Origin of the sequence: Mesorhizobium koreense, from assembly GCF_031656215.1 — a bacterium.
Classification (GTDB): domain Bacteria; phylum Pseudomonadota; class Alphaproteobacteria; order Rhizobiales; family Rhizobiaceae; genus Mesorhizobium_L; species Mesorhizobium_L koreense.
Map to the genome: position 1 here is coordinate 3,919,926 of NZ_CP134228.1, position 19,032 is coordinate 3,938,957.

Consider the following 19,032-nt stretch of genomic DNA (forward strand, 5'->3'; position numbering starts at 1 on the left):
ATTGAAACGCTCAGCGCCGGGCGCTGAGCGGGATGACGTTGTCGAGCGTCGAGGACGCGGACGTCAGGAAGCGCTTGACGTTGCGCGCGGCCTGCCGGATGCGGTGCTCGTTCTCGACGAGAGCGATGCGGACGAAATCGTCGCCGTGCTCGCCGAAGCCGATGCCCGGCGCGACGGCGACATCGGCCCTCTCGATCAGGAGTTTCGAGAACTCCAGCGAACCGAGGGACTTGAAAGGCTCCGGGATCGGCGCCCAGGCGAACATGGTCGCGGCAGGCGCGGGAATGTCCCAGCCCGCACGGCCGAACGCCTCGACCATGACATCGCGACGGCGTCGGTAGACGTCACGTACTTCGGCAATCTCGGCGCCGTCGCTGTTGAGCGCCGCCGTCGCCGCCACCTGGATCGGCGTGAAGGCGCCGTAGTCGAGATAGGATTTCACGCGGGTAAGCGCCGCGATGAGCCGCTCGTTGCCGACGGCAAAGCCCATGCGCCAACCGGGCATGGAGAAAGTCTTCGACATGGAGGTGAATTCGACCGCGATATCCATCGCGCCCGGCACCTGCAGGATCGAGGGCGGCGGCGCGGCGTCGAAATAGATCTCGGCATAGGCGAGGTCCGACAACAGGATGATGTCGTTCTTCTTCGCGTAGGCGACGATGTCCTTGTAGAAGTCGAGCGTCGCCACATGCGCCGTCGGGTTGGACGGATAGTTGAGGATCAGCGCCAGCGGCTTCGGGATCGAGTGCCTGACCGCGCGCTCCAGCGCGCGGATGAAGCCCTCGTCCGGCTCGGCCTGGATGGAGCGGATGACGCCGCCCGACATGATGAAGCCGAAGGCGTGGATCGGATAGGTCGGATTGGGACAGATGACCACGTCGCCCGGCGCGGTGATCGCCTGCGCCATGTTGGCGAAGCCTTCCTTCGAGCCCAGCGTCGCGACCACCTGGCTGTCCGGGTCAAGCTTCACGTTGAAGCGTCTTGCGTAATAGTTCGCCTGCGCACGACGCAGGCCCGGGATGCCGCGCGAGGAGGAATAGCGATGCGTGCGCGGGTCGCGCACGACCTCGCACAATTTATCGACGATCGCCTTCGGCGTCGGCAGGTCCGGATTGCCCATGCCGAGATCGATGATGTCGGCGCCCTGTGCGCGGGCGCTCGCCTTCAGCCGATTCACCTGCTCGAAGACGTATGGCGGGAGCCTGCGGACCTTGTGAAACTCTTCCATCGTGTTGTTCCGGTCGATTGGGGAGCCGAGTGCGCGGGCGATATACACCCGATGCACATGGTCGTCACTGTCCCTCGATTTCTTTCAGCACCTGTTCATTATGCTCCTTGCCAACCTGCCGCATCCTGGCGACGTCGGCATCGGCGCCCGACGTGTCGGCGGGCTTTGCGCCGAGACTCGCCTTCGCCGAATCGAGTTCCTTGGTCTTGGCGGCCACCTCGGCGTCGGTAAGCTGTGCGGTCGCCCCCTTTTGCCGGATATTGAGATTGGGATACTGGCCCGTGTCGCGCGGTCCCCCGTATGTCCCGTTAGCGGCGGGGTGCGGCACCGCATCCTCGATGGCGAAGTCGGATGCGCATCCGCCGAGCAGCATCAAGGAAGCCAGAACGGCTATTGCGGCAATCGGTCCGACGCGGCGATCAGCCTCGCTACCCGCACCAGATTTCATCATATATTCCTAGCTTTCGCGCGGGTTTCCGGTTGGACCCGGATCGAACTCACATGATATTATGGCATTAAGACGCTGAACGAAAGTTCGACGCGTCGCGGAGGAGTAGTAAGACGATGACGGACAAGAAGAAAGAGGCGGAGCGGAAGGAAAGCCCGCCCTCTTCCGTCGAGCAATACGTCATCAGCGACCCCGATCGCTTCGCCCTCAACCTTGCCCGCATGATCGAGGAAGCCGGCAAGGCCGCATCCGCCTGGGTCAAGCCGCGTGAAGAAGGTGTCCGGCACGACGTGGTGGCCGAGCCCGTGGCGGACATGGTCAAGACCCTCTCCAAACTCACCGAGTACTGGCTGTCGGACCCGACGCGCGCGGTCGAGGCACAAACCCGCCTCTTCTCCGGCTACATGGAGGTCTGGACGAACTCGCTGCGCCGCCTCGGCGAGGGCGACGAGGCTGCCGCCGAGGAGAGCGTCAAACCCGAGAAGGGAGACAAGCGGTTCCAGGACCCCGAATGGGGCAGGAACGCTTTCTTCGATTTCCTCAAGCAGACCTATCTCGTCACAAGCCGCTGGGCCAACGATCTCGTCGAGCATGCCGAGGGGCTCGACGAACACACGAAGCACAAGGCAAGCTTCTACGTGAAGCAGGTCGCCAACGCGATCTCGCCTTCGAATTTCATCCTCACCAATCCCGAGCTTTTCCGGGAAACGGTTGCCAGCAACGGCGAGAACCTTGTTGCCGGCATGAAGATGCTGGCGGAGGACATCGCGGCGGGAGGCGGCGAATTACGGCTGCGCCAGGCCGACTACTCCAGGTTCGCCATCGGAAAGAACCTTGCCATGACCCCCGGCAAGGTGGTTGCGCGGAGTGAATTGGCGGAAATCATCCAGTACGATCCCGCGACGGAGAAGGTGCTGAAGCGACCGCTGCTCATCTGCCCGCCCTGGATCAACAAATTCTACATCCTCGACCTCAACCCGCAGAAATCCTTCATCCGCTGGGCGGTCGAGCAGGGCCATTCCGTCTTCGTCATCTCATGGGTCAACCCGGACGAGCGCCACGGACGCAAGGACTGGGAAGCCTATATCGAGGAGGGTTTGCGGTTCGCGCTCGATACAGTCGAGAAGGAAACTGGCGAGAAGGAGGTCAATGCGATCGGTTACTGTGTCGGCGGGACACTGCTTGCCGCGGCATTGGCGCTTTTCGCGCAGGAAGGCGACGAGCGCATCAAAACCACGACCTTCCTCACGACACAGGTAGACTTCACCTATGCCGGCGATCTGAAAGTGTTCGTGGACGAGGACCAGATTTCGGCCCTCGAAAAATCGATGAACGAAAAGGGCTATCTCGAAGGCAACAAGATGGCCACGGCCTTCAACATGCTGCGCTCCGGTGACCTGATCTGGCCCTATGTCGTCAACAACTATCTCCGAGGCAAGGAGCCCCTGCCCTTCGACCTGCTCTACTGGAATTCCGATTCGACGCGGATGGCTGCGGCGAACCATTCCTATTACCTGCGCAACTGCTATCTGGAGAACAATCTGAGCGGCGGCACGATGGAACTGGGCGGTCGGAAACTGTCGCTTTCCGATATCACTATCCCGATCTTCAACCAGGCTTCGCGGGAAGACCATATCGCGCCGCTCCGCTCGGTCTTCTTCGGCAGCCGCTATTTCGGCGGCGATGTCGAATTCCTGCTTGCAGGCTCCGGCCATATCGCCGGCGTGGTCAACCCGCCGGCTGCCAACAAGTACCAGTACTGGACCGGCGCGAGGCCGGCCGGCGCATTGGAAGACTGGCTGGCCAGCGCGCATGAGCATCCCGGCTCATGGTGGCCATACTGGCAATCCTGGATCGAGCGCCACGACAATGAGCGCGTACCGGCACGTAAGCCCGGCAAGAAGTTGAAGCCGCTCGGCGACGCCCCCGGCGCCTACGTAACGGCGCGTGTCTGACGCTCACAATCAGTGATCGGATTTCGTTGCATTTTGGCAACTATGCAAACCAAATCCGCTTGACCCTCAATAAGTTGCAACGCAAGTTGCGCTTCGGCAACGCCCCGCTTCGGGCGGGCAGATTTTGTCTTTGCGAAATCATCCGCGAAGGCTTCCGGTTGCGGCAAGAGTGCACCGCTTGCACCGGATAATCGAATGCGTGTTTGCCGGCACATGCCGGATTTTGCGTGAAGGCGTTGCCCCATAGGGCAAGCGCAGAGGGAATGACCGCCGGCGCGAGGGATGCAAGCGTCGAAATAGGGGAAAGACGTTTTGAGATCAGCCCGACGGCACTCCGCCCGACTGTTCCGAACGGCTTTACTCGCCGGTTCCCTGGCTTTCGTGGTGTCGTCCTGCACCACCAACAACCCCAGCATGCAATTCGCGATGACGCCGGCCGCACCGACAGTGCCGGGCATGATGGCGGACGTAGCCGCCAGCCATGCGGCGACGAATACCGACCCCGGCACTTCGACGGTGGTACCGGCGAATCCGGCGCCGGGAGCGAGCGTAGCCAGTCAGCCGCCCGCCGATGCGACGCCCGCGCCGGAGGGTGCAGCACCGGCGCTTCCGACGGATCCGCAAGGCGCCGACGCTTTCCTTCTGCCGGACATCGTCGCCTATGTGCCAACCCCCAATCCGGAGAACCCGTTCGCGGCCGCCATGCCGGCGCTCGCCGCCGCGCCTGCCACGACGGCCGCGGCCTTGCCTGAAGTGGCATTGGTCCCCCAGCCCAATCCTGTAGCGAACCGCCAGATTCCCGTGCCCGTCGATATTCCCGCGGCAGCCGAGGCCGCTCCTCCGCAAGCGGCGGCCTATGCCGGAGCCACACCCGCACCGGCGCCGCAAAAGCCGCGCGGCTTCTTCGCATCGCTCTTCGCTCCTTCCTCCGGCCATAACGTCGTCACCAGAGCTTCCGCGCAAGAGCAGCCGCAGGTCGTCGCTTCTCTGGAGGAGAGCAACGTCAAGCCGCTGATCGACGCGCATGCCTCCGCCAAGCCAATCGTCGACATGGCTTCCGACGACGAAGCCCCGGCCGTGCAGCATTACGGCGCGGGCAATTCGCTGCCGGGCGTGCGCAACAGCGATTCCCTATTCGAGATCACGCGCAAATCGGATATCGGCGACAACAGCGACGTCGACATCAACGAGGAAGACGCCGCGCCGGTGGAAGTGGCGTCGGCGGCGGGTATGGCCAGGCTTGATCCGCACGGCCTCATCCTGCAACGGGACACCGTGGACACCGCCTGCCTTCGCCCCGCGCTCCTTGCGGTGCTGAAGAAGATCGAGCAGCATTACGGGCACAAGCTGGTCGTGACTTCCGGCTATCGCAGCCGTGTCCACAACGCCGCCGCGCGTGGCGCGCACAATTCGCTGCATATGTTTTGCGCCGCGGCCGACGTGCAGATGCCTGGCGTCAGCAAATGGGAACTTGCCACCTTTGCCCGCTCCATGCCGGGCCGCGGCGGCGTTGGCACCTACTGCTATACGAAATCCGTCCATATCGATATCGGCCCGGAGCGCGACTGGAACTGGCGCTGCAGGCGCAAACGGCATCGGCGATAGGCAGTAGCTGAAGCGGTTCTCAAACTCGAAAGCGGCTCGCCCCGGAACCGGCCGATTAGTTTCATCTTTACCTTCCCGCTTAACCCTGCCTGAGGGCTTTATCGATAATATCGCGCCCGACCAGATGCGGGTGCGGTAGAATGAGTGACGGACGCCGATACGACTGGGTCGACGCCGCCAAGGGGCTGTCGATCATCCTCGTGGTGATGATGTACGCGGCCTACAATGTCGGCAAATACACCGACGACGTGGGCGTGCTTCACTACGTGATCGGCTTCGCCACGCCGTTCCGCATGCCGGAATTCTTCCTCATCTCCGGCTTGTTCCTGTCGAAGGTCATCGAGCGAGACTGGCGGCGTTATGCCGACCGGCGTGTCGTACACTACCTTTATTTCTATGCCGTATGGGTAACGATCGACTATGTCCTGAAGGTCGGCATCGCCGGGCGCGACGTTCCCGGCATGCTTTCCGGTCTGGCGCTGGCCATCGTCGAGCCCTACGGCGTGCTCTGGTTCATCTACATGCTTGCCGTGTTCAGCCTGGCCGGAAAACTGGTCTGGCAAGCCAAGCTGCCGCACTGGCTGGTGATCGCGGTCGCGGCTGTGCTGCAAATGGCCCACATCGAATCCCCGAGCTACGCGGTGACGCAGTTCTGTGCTTATTTCGTCTTCTTCTATATTGGCTATGCCTGCTCGGCCCATGTGTTCCGCATCGTGGAGGCCGCCGCCCGCCGCCCTGCCCTTGCCTGGGCCGCGTTGGCGCTGTGGGCGCTTGGCGAAGCCTTCCTCGTCTTCTGGCCGGACGGAAGGCCGGAACCGATGGAGATGCATATGGGGCTCGCGGCCTTCCCGCCGCTGCATCTGACGCTCGCGGTCGCCGGCGCCATCGCGCTCTGCACGCTCGGCTATCTCCTGATGCGGTTGCCTTATACCGACTGGCTGCGCTGGCTGGGCGAGCATTCGCTTGTCGTCTATCTCGCCTTCACGCTGCCGATGTCGGCGGTGCGCATCATCGCCATGAAGACCGGCATCCTCACCGGAACCAGCGAACTCAGCATCGCCGTGCTGGTGATGGCCGTAGCCGCGCCGGTCGTGCTCTATCTACTTGTAAAGCGGTTCGGAGTGGCCGAATTCCTGTTCGAGCGCCCCGCATGGGCGCATATCCCCGGCACGCCCGGCAGCCGCGCCGGGAAAACAGCGGTCGCGCCGGCCGAATAGGCGCGACGATCCGTCCCCGGCTTTTTCGTGAAGTCGGGCCGGCGGGGCTCGCGATCCCGGCCGCTTTCGGGTAAGGAGCGCAAGGTGTCCACCACTAGCGCCCCGCTTTGCCCATGAAATCCGCCGTCGTCCTGCTCCCCGGCCTCAACCGTGACCGCGATATGATCGCGGCGCTGACCAAGGTTTCGGGAAAGCCGCCCGTCACCGTCTGGCAGACCGATACGGAAATCCCCGACGTCGACCTGATCGTTATTCCCGGCGGCTTCTCCTATGGCGACTATCTGCGCTGCGGCGCGATCGGGGCGCGCATGCCGGTCATGCGTGCCGTGGCGGAGAAGGCGGAAAAGGGCGTACTGATCATGGGCGTCTGCAACGGCTTCCAGATCCTGCTTGAGGCCGGCCTTCTTCCCGGCGCGCTTATGCGCAACGCTTCGCTTCGCTTCGTCTGCCGTGAAGTGAAACTCGAAGTTGCCAATGCAAACACCGCTTTCACGCGCCACTACGCCCCCGGGCAAGTAATCCGCTGTCCGGTCGCCCATCATGACGGCAATTATTTCGCCGACGCCGAGACGCTGGCGCGATTGGAGGGCGAAGGCCAGGTCGTGTTCCGCTATGCCGAGGGCACGAACCCGAACGGCTCGATCAACGACATCGCCGGCATTATCGACGAGCGCGGTAACGTGCTAGGGCTGATGCCGCATCCGGAAAACCTGATCGAAGCGGCACATGGCGGCGCCGACGGACGGGCGCTTTTCGAGGGCATTTTGGGGAAAGCCGCATGAGCAAAGGCATGATGCGACTTTCGACGGCCGCCGGCGTCGCCTTGCTCGCCGCTGTCGCGGGCTGCCAGTCGGGCGGCCACAAGACCGCAGCGGGAGAGAATTCGGCGGCCGTCGCCCTCCTCCAGCGCGTCAACGCCAATGCGCATACCTGCTGGGTCAGGTCCAAGGACAAGGATTTCCAAGGCTACAGCGTAATCCCGGAACTCGACACCCAGGCCGGCAAACCCCGCATCCTCGTTGTCGACCGGAAGGCGGCGCAAGGGCTTCCCAAGCTGGTCATTGAGGCGGACGGCAAGCCGGTCAAGGCGACGGCCTACGGCCCGCTATTGAACCAGCCGGCAGGAGGCCGCATCGGCGCCGACCTCAAGCGCTGGACCGGCGGTTCCAATTCCTGCGCGGCATAGAATGAGCAGTCCCAATCCCGCCATCACGCCCGAACTCGTCGCTGCGCATGGGCTGAAGCCCGACGAATACCAGCGCATCCTCGACCTGATCGGGCGCGAACCGAGTTTCACCGAGCTCGGCATCTTCTCGGCGATGTGGAACGAGCACTGTTCGTACAAATCCTCCAAGAAATGGCTGCGCACGCTGCCCACGAAAGGGCCGCGCGTCATCCATGGACCGGGCGAGAACGCCGGCGTGGTCGATATCGGCGACGGCGACTGCGTCGTCTTCAAGATGGAGAGCCATAACCACCCCTCCTACATCGAGCCGTACCAAGGCGCGGCGACCGGTGTCGGGGGCATCCTGCGCGACGTGTTCACTATGGGCGCGCGTCCGATCGCAGCGATGAACGCGCTCCGCTTCGGTGAGCCGGAACACCCGAAGACACGGCATCTTGTGGCCGGCGTGGTTGCCGGCGTCGGCGGCTATGGCAATGCCTTCGGCGTGCCCGTCGTAGGCGGCGAGGTGAACTTCGACGCCCGCTATAACGGCAACATCCTTGTCAACGCCTTCGCGGCGGGACTGGCAAAGACCGACGCGATCTTCCTGTCCGAGGCCAAGGGCGTCGGCCTGCCCGTCGTCTATCTCGGCGCCAAGACCGGCCGCGACGGGGTCGGCGGCGCTACCATGGCGTCCGCCGAATTCGACGAGAAGATCGACGAGAAGCGCCCGACCGTTCAGGTCGGCGATCCTTTCACCGAGAAATGCCTGCTCGAAGCCTGCCTCGAACTGATGGCGTCGGGCGCGGTCATCGCCATCCAGGACATGGGGGCGGCCGGCCTTACCTGTTCGGCGGTGGAGATGGGCGCCAAGGGCGATCTCGGCATCGAACTCGAACTGGACAAGGTGCCGGTGCGCGAGGAGCGCATGAGCGCCTACGAGATGATGCTGTCGGAAAGCCAGGAGCGCATGCTCATGGTCCTCCGCCCCGAAAAGGAGGCCGAAGCGGAAGCAATCTTCAGGAAATGGGGGCTCGATTTCGCCGTGGTCGGCCACACGACCGACGACCTGCGCTTCCGCATCCTGCACAAGGGCGAGACGAAGGCCGATTTGCCGATCAAGGAATTGGGCGACCAGGCGCCGGAATATGACCGCCCCTGGGTCGAGCCGAATCGCCCGGCCCCACTCTCCGTTGACCGCGTTCCTGAAGCCGACGTTGCCGACGCACTGATAAAGCTGATCGGCTCGCCTGACCTCTCCTCGCGGCGCTGGGTCTACGAACAATACGACACGCTGATTCAGGGCAATTCCCTGCAGAGGCCGGGCGGCGACGCCGGCGTCGTGCGGGTGGAGGGGCATCCGACCAAGGCGCTCGCTTTCGCCAGCGACGTGAACCCGCGCTATTGCGAGGCCGATCCGTTCGAAGGCGGCAAGCAGGCGGTGGCGGAATGCTGGCGTAATTTGACCGCCACCGGCGCCGAGCCGCTCGCCGCCACCGACAATCTCAATTTCGGCAATCCCGAGCGGCCCGAGATCATGGGCCAGCTTGTCATGGCAGTGAAGGGGATCTGTGAGGCCTGCAAGGCGCTCGATTTCCCGATCGTCTCCGGCAATGTCTCGCTCTATAACGAAACCAACGGACGCGGCATCCTGCCAACACCGACCATCGGCGGCGTCGGGCTGATCCCCGATTGGCGGAAGACGGCACGCATCGCCTTTGCCGGCGAAGGCGATGCGATCCTGTTTTTCGGCGCACCCGCAGCCTATGGCGGCCATCTCGGCCAATCCGCCTACCTGCGCATCATTCACGGCCGCGAGGAAGGCCCGCCGCCGCCGGTCCACCTCACACATGAGAAAAAGGTCGGCGATTTTGTCCGCACGCTCATCCGAGAAGGTGCGACAACCGCGGTGCATGACTGCTCCGACGGTGGGTTTGCTGTAGCGCTCGCGGAAATGGCGATGGCTTCCGGTATCGGCGCGGCAATCGACGCACCGGCCGGCGTCTCTCCCGTCGCCGCCTTTTTTGGCGAGGACCAGGGCCGCTACGTCGTGACCGTGGAAGCTGGAAGGGCGGAGAACATCATGGATCGAGCGGCGGATGCACGCGTTCCGGTTCAACGCATCGGCATAACCGGCGGCGCGGAATTGAAACTCGGCGAGGCGCGTGCGATACCGATAGCCGATCTCAAGGCAGCGCATGAGGGCTGGTTCCCGCGCTTCATGGACAACTGAGCGAGGACGACAGATGGCGATGGATGCGAACGAGATCGCGCGGCTCATCCGCGAAGCCATACCCGATGCGACCGTGACCATCCGCGATCTTGCCGGCGACGGTGATCATTACGCGGCCGAAGTGGTGGCCGAGAGCTTCCGCGGCAAGAGCCGCGTGCAGCAGCACCAGATGGTCTACGAGGCGCTGAAGGGCCGGATGGGCGGCGCGTTGCACGCGCTTGCCTTGCAGACCAGCGCACCGGATTGAGCCTCGCGCCGCTGGATCATCCCAATTCGGCCTGTCACCCTTCAAACCGTCGGGCTTAGGTGTTACATAGCGTACGGATTTCACGTCGGACTCGGCCGGCGCATGCAAGGATAATCGAGATGAGCGGTATCAATGAATTCATCGCCAACGAGGTAAAGGGCAACGATGTGGTGCTCTTCATGAAGGGCACGCCGGGTTTCCCGCAGTGCGGCTTTTCCGGTCAGGTCGTGCAGATCCTCGATTATGTCGGCGTCGACTATAAGGGCATCAATGTGCTCACCTCGGACGAGCTGCGCCAGGGCATAAAGGAATATTCGAACTGGCCGACCATCCCTCAGCTTTATGTGAAGGGCGAGTTCGTCGGCGGCTGCGATATCATCCGCGAGATGTTCCAGGCGGGCGAATTGCAATCCTTCTTCGACGAGAAGGGCATAAGCGTCAAAGGCGCCGCCTGATCCTGTCACAGGCGGGCACGTCCCGCCTGCTCCACAGCAAGTGGCCCTCGCAGCGGGGCCCTGAATCGCCAAAGAATCACCGATGCGCCGGATTGCCGGCGCATTTTTTCTTGACCTTTCCGGACCGACACAATGGACCAGGGCATCGCCGCGAAATCATCCATCGCGGCTCTGGCGATAAAGCGCTGGGAGTTCATAACGCTGGCGGCCGCGCTGATGGCGACCAACTCGCTCGCCATCGACATCATGCTGCCCGCGCTCCAGCAGATCGGCGCAAGCCTCGGCGTCGCCAATGAGAACCATCGCCAGTATGTCCTGACCAGCTACATCGTCGGCTTCGGCGTGGCGCAGCTTTTCTTCGGACCGGTTTCGGATCGGTTCGGGCGACGCATACCGCTCGTCGTCGGGCTCGTGATCTACGTCGCAGCTGCCGCCGCCGCTGCCGTCGCGCCGACATTCGAGCTTCTGCTCCTCAGCCGCTTCATCCAGGGCGTCGGGACGGCCGGCACGCGGGTGATCGCAGTCTCCATGGTCCGCGACGTGTTCGAGGGGCGGCGGATGGCGGAGGTGATGTCGCTGATCTTCATGGTTTTCATGGCCGTGCCTGTGGTCGCGCCGGGCATGGGGCAACTGATCATGCTGTTGGGCACCTGGCACTACATCTTCGTGGCCATGTCGATCGGCGGTATCGTCGTTTCGGTCTGGAGCCTGTGGCGGCTGCCCGAGACGCTGGCGCCGGAAAACCGCCGGCCTTTCACCGCCGAAGCGGTACTCGGCGGCTTCCGCGTGGTGCTGACCAACCGCATCGCTCTGTGCTACACGCTGGCCGGCACCTTCATCTACGCCGCCATGTTCGGCTTCATCAATAGCGCCCAGCAGATCTACATGGGCATCTACGGCGTCGGCGGGATGTTCTCGGTCATCTTCGCGGGCGTGGCCGGCCTGCTGGCCTTGTCGAACTACTCCAATTCCCGGTTCGTCGGGCGCTTCGGCATGCGGCGCATGTCGCAGGCAGCGCTTTTCCTGTTTCTCGCCATCAGCCTGCTCTGGCTCACGCTCTCCCTGCTGATACCGATCCCGCTTTTGCTTTTCATCGCCCTTTTCGCGGCCGCGATGATCCCCTTCGGCGCGCTGGGCGCGAATTTCAACGCCCTTGCCATGGAACCGCTCGGCTGGCTTGCCGGAACCGCCTCCTCCTTCCTCGGCTTCATGCAGACCTTCGCCGGCGGTATTCTGGGCACGCTCATCGGCCAAGCCTTCAATGGCACGGTGACGCCGCTCGCCGCCGGTTTCTGCATCGTGTCGCTGGCGGCGCTCGCCATGGTGCTGATCGCCGAGCGCGGCCGACTGTTCGAGCCGCATAATCCTCCGATCTGAGAGAGCTTTGGGCCCGGTCGTCAGCCCGCGACGCCGAGGGCGGCGAAATCGAAGAGCTTGCGGTCGAGAAGATGCGAGGGGCGCACATTGGTCAGCGCCCGGATCATGGTGTCCTTGCGACCCGGCATGCGCCGCTCGATATCCTCCAGCATCGCTTTCATGGCGTTGCGCTGAAGACCGTCCTGGCTGCCGCAAAGATCGCAGGGGATGATGGGAAAGCGCATCGCATCCGCGAAGCGCGCAAGATCGGCCTCGGCGCAATAGGAAAGCGGCCTGAGCACCATCACGTCGCCTTCGTCGTTCAGGAGCTTCGCCGGCATGGCGGCCAGCCGTCCGGCATGGAACAGGTTCATGAAGAAGGTTTCCAGGATATCCTCGCGGTGGTGGCCGAGCACCAGCGCGGCGCAGCCTTCCTCGCGCGCGATGCGGTAGAGATGACCGCGGCGCAGCCTCGAGCAGAGCGAGCAATAGGTGGCACCCTCGCCGATCTTGTCGGTCACGACTGAATAGGTGTCCTGATATTCGATGCGGTGCTCCACGCCGAGGCCGTTAAGGTAATCGGGCAGGACGTGCTTCGGGAAGTTCGGTTGGCCCTGGTCGAGATTGCAGGCAAGAAGCTCGACCGGCAGCAGGCCGCGCCATTTGAGGTCGAGCAGCAGCGCCAGCAGGCCGTAGGAATCCTTGCCGCCCGAGAGCGCTATCAGCCAGCGTTCCCCCTCGCGGACCATGGCAAAATCGGAGATAGCCTGGCGCGTGTCGCGCAAAAGCCGCTTGCGCAGCTTGTTGAACTCGACCGTCGAGGGCGCATCGCGGAAAAGCGGATGGCAGCCGCCTGCATCGGCATCAGTCTCCTGCTTTGTGGCGACATGCACATTCATGATCGGCTCCTTCCGCACCCGTCTAAACCGGAACGAGGCAAAGAAAAAGGCCGCGCTTGCGGCACGGCCTTTTTGATCCGATGTGCGAAAGAAATCAGCGCGAATAGAACTCGACGACGAGGTTCGGCTCCATCTGGACAGCGAACGGAACGTCCGCCAGGGCCGGCACGCGCGCGTATGTCGCAGTCATCTTGGTGTGGTCGACATCGATATAGTCCGGCACGTCGCGCTCGGCGAGCTGAACCGCCTCCAGGACGACGACAAGCTGCTTCGACTTCTCGCGCACCTCGATCACGTCGCCAGGCTTGCAGCGATAGGAGCCGATATTGACGCGCCGTCCGTTGACGTTGACATGGCCGTGGTTGACGAACTGGCGCGCCGCAAAGATCGTCGGGACGAACTTGGCGCGGTAGACGATGGCGTCGAGGCGCGATTCGAGCAGGCCGATCAGGTTCTCGGAAGCGTCGCCCTTGCGGCGGTTCGCCTCGTCGTAGATCTTGCGGAACTGCTTTTCGGAGACATCGCCGTAGTGCCCCTTAAGCTTCTGCTTGGCACGGAGCTGGATACCGAAATCCGACAGCTTGCCCTTGCGGCGCTGGCCGTGCTGGCCGGGGCCGTATTCACGCTTGTTTACCGGGGATTTCGGGCGGCCCCAGACATTCTGGCCAAGCCGGCGATCAAGTTTGTATTTTGCCGATTCGCGCTTGCTCATCGCATTTCCTTTCAAATGATCACGCCCGGAACCTCATGCTCCGGGCGAAGGAAACGCGCCCTCCTCTGGTCCCTTCCGGAACCTGACAGGGTCTTCCACGCACGCTTTGCGGAAAGGCCCACGGGACACGTCAAATAAATGAAGCGCCGGGCATTGCTGTCCGACGCTGGCGGTGAAGTAGTCGAGAGCACGGCCCTTGTCAACTGCTGTGAGAACGCGCGAACCGTTCCGCGTTCACCACTTTGGATTGTCCACGACGACAATGCCCCATCGGGATGCTAAAACAATAGGCAAAGCTACAAGCGGGGTGCCATGGCTTTGGGGCGCGGGATATGGGGAACGATCACGGCAACGATCGCTGCCGCCTTCCTGCTTGTCGGCCTGGCAGCGGGCGCGACGGCGGCGGACACACGTTATTGCCGGCATCTCAGAGCTCAACTTGCATCCGCTCCCGCCACGCAAAGAAACGCAACCATGCTCAAGCGCTACGAGCGTGCGATCGCCGACCAGGAGGACGAGCTTTCCCGTACGCACCGCATCGCGCGGCGCAGCGGCTGCGCGGGGCTGTTCGGCGATCTGCGCGATGATCCATCCGGCCGCTGTGACCCCATTGCACGCACGATCGGCAAGATGGAACGCAATATGGCGATGCTTGAGCGGCGGCGCGACGCGTTCGCGCGGAAAGCGGACGCGCCGAGCCGACAGGAGATCCTCGCGGCGATAGACGCCAATGGCTGCCGCGAGGAGCAGGTGGCGGCGCGAAGGCTGCCGGCCCCCGTCAGCCCGGACAGCGACAGCAGCGCGCTTTTCAGCCGCGCCGATCCGGGCGTCGTCATCCACCGCTCCGGCCCACCGCAGGAAGGTGACGAAATGCCGGCCGCCGGCGAACCGAACGAGAGCGGCGCCGACGCGTCCGGCACCTATCGGACCATGTGCGTGAGGACCTGCGACGGCTATTATTTCCCGATTTCGTTTGCCACCTCGCCCGCCAATTTCGCGCGCGACGAGCAGACCTGCCAGGCGAGATGCCCCGGCACGAAGGTAGAACTCTACTACCATGTGTCGAGCGAGGAATCGGAGAGCATGGTTTCGCTCGCAGGCGCGCCTTACGAAGACCTTCCGACCGCCTTCCTCTACCGCAAGGCGGGCGCGCCGCGCGTTCCCGGCTGCACCTGCGCCGTCGGCAAGCGGTCTTCGATCATCGCGGCCACACCGCCTGGCGAGGATCAGCCGGGAGAAGAAGCGCCCGCCTCGCAGGCCCTCGCTCAGCCCAAGGAAGAGCCGGCGGTCAAGGCCGAAGCCGTCAATCCCGCCGGCGAAGCGGTGGCAAGCGAGCCCACGCCCCTCGCCGACAAGGATCGCAAGGTCAGGGTCGTCGGGCCAAGATTCCTTCCCGACCCATCAAAGGCATTAGATCTGCGAGCTCCGGCCCCGAAGAAAGCCCCGTAAGTGCAAGCCTGAGCGGCGCGAAGAGCGGCCTGCCCTTGCGGCCGGTCGTTTCCTTCACCCGGTCAGTCCAACTCCTGAAAGTGGAACCATCCCAGGGCTCCGGCGGTAGCAGGCCGAAGGCGGAACGCACGAATTCCAGGTCGTCGGCAGGAAGGCCAGATTTATCCGCCGGGCCATCCTGGACAATCCGCCACCACCGGGCGACATCGGCGAAGATATCGAGATTGCCACGCACGGCCAGCCAGAACGGTTCAGCTTTCGCGCTTTCGATACCAAGTGCGGCGAGGCGCTCCCTCACATCACCGAACTCCATTTCATGAAGCAGCGCCCGGTTCAGTACCTTCAATTCGTCGGGATCGAACTTCGACGCCGAGCGCGATGTCGCCGCCGGATCGAAATGCGCCGCGAGTTCTTCCATCGAACGCATTGCCGAAACGCTCTCCGATGTGCCGATCAGGACCGCAAGCGAGGCGACCGCCATCGGCTCCAGTCCCGCTTCGCGCAGCCCCCGGATCGACAGCGCACCAGAGCGCTTGGAAAGCCCCTCGCCGGAGGCGGCTGTCAGCAGGTTGTGATGGCCGAAGGCCGGCGGTTCGCTGCCCAGCGCCCGGAATAATGCAATCTGCACGCCGGTATTGGTGACGTGGTCGTCACCGCGGATGACATGCGTGATCCCCATATCGATATCGTCGACGACGGAGGTTGGCGTATAGAGATAGGTCCCATCGGCGCGGACCAAAACCGGATCGGACAAGGAAGCAAGATCGACCGTCTCGCGACCGCGCACCACATCGTCCCAATGGATTTCCGTCCGTTCCGTCTCGAAAGGCGATTTCGCAAAATTAGGCAGCAGGAAACGCCAGTGCGGCTTGCGGCCTTCGGCCTCGAGCGCCTTTTTCTCCGCGTCCGTAAGCTTCAGTGCTTCACGCCCGTAGACCGGCGGCAGGCGCCGCGACAGCCTGATCTTGCGGCGAAGCTCCAGTTCCTCCGGCGTCTCGTAGCATGGATAGAGCAGGCCCTCGGCCTTCAATTTCTCAATGGCCGCATCATAGGCAGCAAAGCGCCTGGACTGGTACTCGACCCGGTCGGGGCGGATGCCAAGCCATTCGAGGTCGGCAAGGATGCCGTCCACATACTCCTGCTTCGAGCGGGCGACGTCCGTGTCGTCGAAGCGTTGGACGAACCGGCCACCATGCTTTTCAGCGAAAAGCCAGTTGAACAGCGCCGTGCGCGCGTTGCCGATATGGATGTAGCCGGTCGGAGACGGGGCGAAGCGGACGGTGACGGTCATGCGCGCCGGGTTAGCCGAGGCGCGGCCGGTTGGCAATGTGGGCGCTACCGATGCGACAGTATATTAACGAGACGACCGAAGGGATCGCGCACGTAGAATCGCCTGACGCCCCAGGGTTCGTCCGCCGGACCGTATTCGATCCTGAAACCGGCTTGCCGCATGGCGTCGAGGGCCGCATCGACATCATCCACCTCGATCGACAAGTCCGGCACCGGCGTCCCGGAGCCGCCTTCCGAGGCGAAGCTCACCTGTACGCTCATGGCGTCATGCGACCCATAGGTGACGATCCAACCATGGTCCATCAGGACATCGAGGCCAAGCACGTCATGATAGAAGCGCTCGGCATCGGCGGGATTCCCCGTCTCGACGTTAGCGACGATGCGCTTGACCTTCATGAGCCAGTTTCCTGTAGGCAAAAGGCCCCGCGGTCTGCACCGCGAGGCCCGATTTCAGTTCATCCGCCGACGACAGCCGGCCAGAAGATCAATGCGCCAGCACAGCGAGCAGCAGGAGCGCCACGATGTTGGTGATCTTGATGGCCGGGTTCACGGCCGGGCCGGCAGTGTCCTTGTAGGGATCGCCGACCGTATCGCCGGTCACCGAAGCCTTGTGCGCCTCGGAGCCCTTCAGGTGCTTGACGCCGTCCTTGTCGGTGAAGCCGTCCTCGAAGCTCTTCTTGGCATTGTCCCAGGCGCCGCCGCCGGAGGTCATCGAGATGGCCACGAACAGACCGTTGACGATGACGCCGAGGAGCGATGCGCCGAGGGCCGCGAAGGCCGACGCGCGCGAACCGGAGATAAGCAGTACGCCGAAATAGACGACCAGCGGAGCCAGAACCGGCAGGAGAGAAGGGATGATCATCTCCTTGATCGCCGCCTTGGTCAGCAGGTCGACGGCGCGGGCATAGTTCGGCTTGGACGTGCCTTGCATGATGCCCGGGTTCTCGCGGAACTGCTTGCGCACTTCCTCGACGATCGAGCCTGCCGCACGGCCGACCGCCGTCATGGCGATGCCGCCAAAGAGGTAGGGGATGAGGCCGCCGAAGATCAGGCCGGCGACGACATAGGGGTTCGACAGGTCGAAGGAGATCTCGCCGATGCCCTGGAAGTAGGGGAACTTGTCCCCGTTGGCCGCGAAATAGCGCAGATCGTTCGAGTAGGCGGCGAACAGCACCAGCGCGCCGAGGCCGGCCGAACCGATGGCGTAGCCCTTGGTCACCGCCTTGGTGGTGTTGCCGACCGCATCGAGCGCGTCGGTCGAGTGACGCACTTCCGCGGGAAGGCCCGACATCTCGGCGATGCCGCCGGCATTGTCGGTCACCGGGCCGAAGGCGTCGAGCGCCACGATCATGCCGGCAAGGCCGAGCATGGTGGTGACCGCGATGGCGATGCCGAACAGACCGGCAAGCTGGAACGTGGCGATAATACCGCCGATGATGACGATCGCCGGCAGCGCGGTGGATTCAAGCGAGACGGCGAGGCCCTGGATGACGTTTGTGCCGTGGCCGGTCACCGACGCCTGGGCGATGGAGTTCACCGGGCGCTTGTTGGTGCCGGTATAGTATTCGGTGATCACCACGATCAGGCCGGTGACGACCAGGCCGATCAGGCCGCACACGAAGAGGTCCGTACCGTTGATGACCGTGTCGGCCCCGCCGGTCAGCGACTTCACCGTGCCGACATCGCCCCAGCCGATAGTGAGCGAATTGGCGACGATCAAGCCGACGATAGACAGGATGCCGGTCGCGATCAGGCCCTTGTAGAGGGCGCCCATGATCGAGCCGTTGGCTCCGAGCTTGACGAAGAAGATGCCGACGATCGAGGTGACGATGCAAGCGCCGCAGATGAGCAGCGGGTAGAGCATCACGTTGGCCAGGACCGGCATGCCACCGAAGAAGATGGCGCCGAGAACCATGGTGGCGACGACCGTCACCGCATAGGTCTCGAAGAGATCGGCCGCCATGCCCGCGCAGTCGCCGACATTGTCGCCGACATTGTCCGCGATGGTGGCGGGGTTGCGCGGATCGTCTTCCGGGATACCGGCCTCGACTTTGCCGACGAGGTCGCCGCCGACGTCAGCACCCTTGGTGAAGATGCCGCCGCCGAGACGGGCGAAGATGGAGATGAGCGAGGCACCGAAGCCCAGCGCCACAAGCGAATCGATCACCTCGCGGCTGGCCGGGTCGAGCCCCATGAAGTGGGTCAGGATCAGGTAGTAGACAGAGACGCCGAGAAGCGCGAGGCCCGCCACCAGCATGCCGGTGATGGCGCCGGACTTGAAGGCGATCTCTAGACCCGCTGCCAGGCTGCTCGATGCGGCCTGTGCGGTACGCACGTTGGCGCGGACGGAAACGTTCATGCCGATGAAACCGGCTGCTCCGGAAAGCACCGCACCGATCAGGAAACCGATAGCGGCACTGATCGAAAGCAGCCACCAGGCGAGGATGAACACGATGACGCCGACGATGGCGATGGTGGTGTATTGCCGCGCGAGGTAAGCCTGCGCACCCTCGCGGATGGCGCCGGCGATTTCCTGCATGCGGGCGTTGCCCTGGTCCGCGGCGAGCACCGACTGTGTCGCCCAGATGGCGTACACAATCGAAAGCAGGCCGCAGGCGATGACGACATAAAGCATGGTCATTTCCCTTGATGTGGTTCCGCGGAACCCCTCCTGGAACCGGTAAAACGGGGGCTCGATTCCCTTGGGCGAAATCCTCCCCTTCGCCGCGGCTTATGCGTAACCAACCGCGGAACGTCAAGCGATCGCTTAGTC

Annotated in this window: 17 protein-coding genes; 10 read left to right on the forward strand and 7 right to left on the reverse strand. The window is 63.5% G+C overall.

The window, feature by feature from the left end:
- Positions 1–10: 10 nt before the first annotated feature.
- Positions 11–1,228: an LL-diaminopimelate aminotransferase gene (locus tag RBH77_RS18735; RefSeq protein ID WP_311029090.1), complete on the reverse strand. Its 1,218-nt coding sequence runs from the start codon at positions 1,226–1,228 to the stop codon at positions 11–13.
- 64 nt (positions 1,229–1,292) lie between these two features.
- A complete protein-coding gene (locus tag RBH77_RS18740; RefSeq protein WP_311029091.1) occupies positions 1,293–1,676 on the reverse strand; it encodes a hypothetical protein in 384 nt (127 codons plus the stop codon).
- Between the two features lie 116 nt (positions 1,677–1,792).
- On the opposite strand from RBH77_RS18740, the gene phaC reads away from it, so the two are divergent.
- The 9 genes from phaC (at position 1,793) to RBH77_RS18785 (ending at position 11,930) form a co-directional block, all read left to right on the forward strand.
- Entirely contained in the window at positions 1,793–3,631 is a 1,839-nt protein-coding gene (gene phaC / locus RBH77_RS18745; RefSeq protein ID WP_311029092.1) for a class I poly(R)-hydroxyalkanoic acid synthase, read from the forward strand.
- Positions 3,632–3,943: 312 nt separating this feature from the next.
- On the forward strand, positions 3,944–5,236 hold the full coding sequence (locus tag RBH77_RS18750) for a YcbK family protein (protein WP_311029093.1): 1,293 nt from the start codon (positions 3,944–3,946) through the stop codon (positions 5,234–5,236).
- Positions 5,237–5,376: 140 nt separating this feature from the next.
- A complete protein-coding gene (locus RBH77_RS18755) occupies positions 5,377–6,453 on the forward strand; it encodes an acyltransferase family protein (RefSeq protein WP_311029094.1) in 1,077 nt (358 codons plus the stop codon).
- Positions 6,454–6,566: 113 nt separating this feature from the next.
- Positions 6,567–7,235, forward strand: a complete 669-nt coding sequence (gene purQ, locus RBH77_RS18760; RefSeq protein WP_311029095.1) for a phosphoribosylformylglycinamidine synthase subunit PurQ — start codon at positions 6,567–6,569, stop codon at positions 7,233–7,235.
- The gene (locus RBH77_RS18765; RefSeq protein ID WP_311029096.1) at positions 7,232–7,639 is read left to right on the forward strand and encodes a hypothetical protein; all 408 of its coding nucleotides are present in this window, start codon (positions 7,232–7,234) and stop codon (positions 7,637–7,639) included. The genes purQ and RBH77_RS18765 overlap by 4 nt, the downstream gene beginning before the upstream one ends.
- Position 7,640: 1 nt before the next feature.
- Positions 7,641–9,851 (forward strand): phosphoribosylformylglycinamidine synthase subunit PurL, encoded by a 2,211-nt coding sequence (purL, locus tag RBH77_RS18770; protein ID WP_311029097.1) that lies wholly within the window; start codon positions 7,641–7,643, stop codon positions 9,849–9,851.
- A 13-nt stretch (positions 9,852–9,864) separates the two neighbouring features.
- Positions 9,865–10,098 (forward strand): BolA family protein, encoded by a 234-nt coding sequence (locus RBH77_RS18775; RefSeq protein ID WP_311029098.1) that lies wholly within the window; start codon positions 9,865–9,867, stop codon positions 10,096–10,098.
- Between the two features lie 119 nt (positions 10,099–10,217).
- A complete protein-coding gene (gene grxD, locus RBH77_RS18780; RefSeq protein WP_311029099.1) occupies positions 10,218–10,553 on the forward strand; it encodes a Grx4 family monothiol glutaredoxin in 336 nt (111 codons plus the stop codon).
- 132 nt (positions 10,554–10,685) lie between these two features.
- A complete protein-coding gene (locus tag RBH77_RS18785) occupies positions 10,686–11,930 on the forward strand; it encodes a multidrug effflux MFS transporter (protein ID WP_311029100.1) in 1,245 nt (414 codons plus the stop codon).
- A gap of 20 nt (positions 11,931–11,950) precedes the next feature.
- On the opposite strand, the gene ttcA is transcribed toward RBH77_RS18785, so the two are convergent.
- Together ttcA and rpsD are read right to left on the reverse strand one after the other, a co-directional pair.
- Positions 11,951–12,808 carry a tRNA 2-thiocytidine(32) synthetase TtcA gene (ttcA, locus tag RBH77_RS18790; RefSeq protein ID WP_311029101.1) on the reverse strand — a complete coding sequence of 286 codons (858 nt, stop codon included), beginning with the start codon at positions 12,806–12,808 and terminating at the stop codon, positions 11,951–11,953.
- Between the two features lie 94 nt (positions 12,809–12,902).
- Positions 12,903–13,520, reverse strand: a complete 618-nt coding sequence (gene rpsD / locus RBH77_RS18795; protein ID WP_311029102.1) for a 30S ribosomal protein S4 — start codon at positions 13,518–13,520, stop codon at positions 12,903–12,905.
- Between the two features lie 312 nt (positions 13,521–13,832).
- Between rpsD and RBH77_RS18800 the strand changes: the two genes are divergently transcribed.
- Complete coding sequence (locus RBH77_RS18800) at positions 13,833–14,969, forward strand: DUF2865 domain-containing protein (protein ID WP_311029103.1); 1,137 nt, start codon at positions 13,833–13,835, stop codon at positions 14,967–14,969.
- Here RBH77_RS18800 and gltX read toward each other — a convergent pair.
- The 3 genes from gltX to RBH77_RS18815 all read right to left on the reverse strand — a co-directional run bounded on the left by gltX (position 14,887) and on the right by RBH77_RS18815 (position 18,900).
- Positions 14,887–16,260, reverse strand: a complete 1,374-nt coding sequence (gene gltX, locus RBH77_RS18805) for a glutamate--tRNA ligase (protein ID WP_311029104.1) — start codon at positions 16,258–16,260, stop codon at positions 14,887–14,889. The two genes, RBH77_RS18800 and gltX, sit on opposite strands and share 83 nt — an antisense overlap.
- Positions 16,261–16,304: 44 nt before the next feature.
- Positions 16,305–16,655, reverse strand: a complete 351-nt coding sequence (locus RBH77_RS18810) for a VOC family protein (RefSeq protein WP_311029105.1) — start codon at positions 16,653–16,655, stop codon at positions 16,305–16,307.
- An 88-nt stretch (positions 16,656–16,743) separates the two neighbouring features.
- Entirely contained in the window at positions 16,744–18,900 is a 2,157-nt protein-coding gene (locus RBH77_RS18815) for a sodium-translocating pyrophosphatase (RefSeq protein ID WP_311029106.1), read from the reverse strand.
- Between the last annotated feature and the right edge of the window lie 132 nt (positions 18,901–19,032).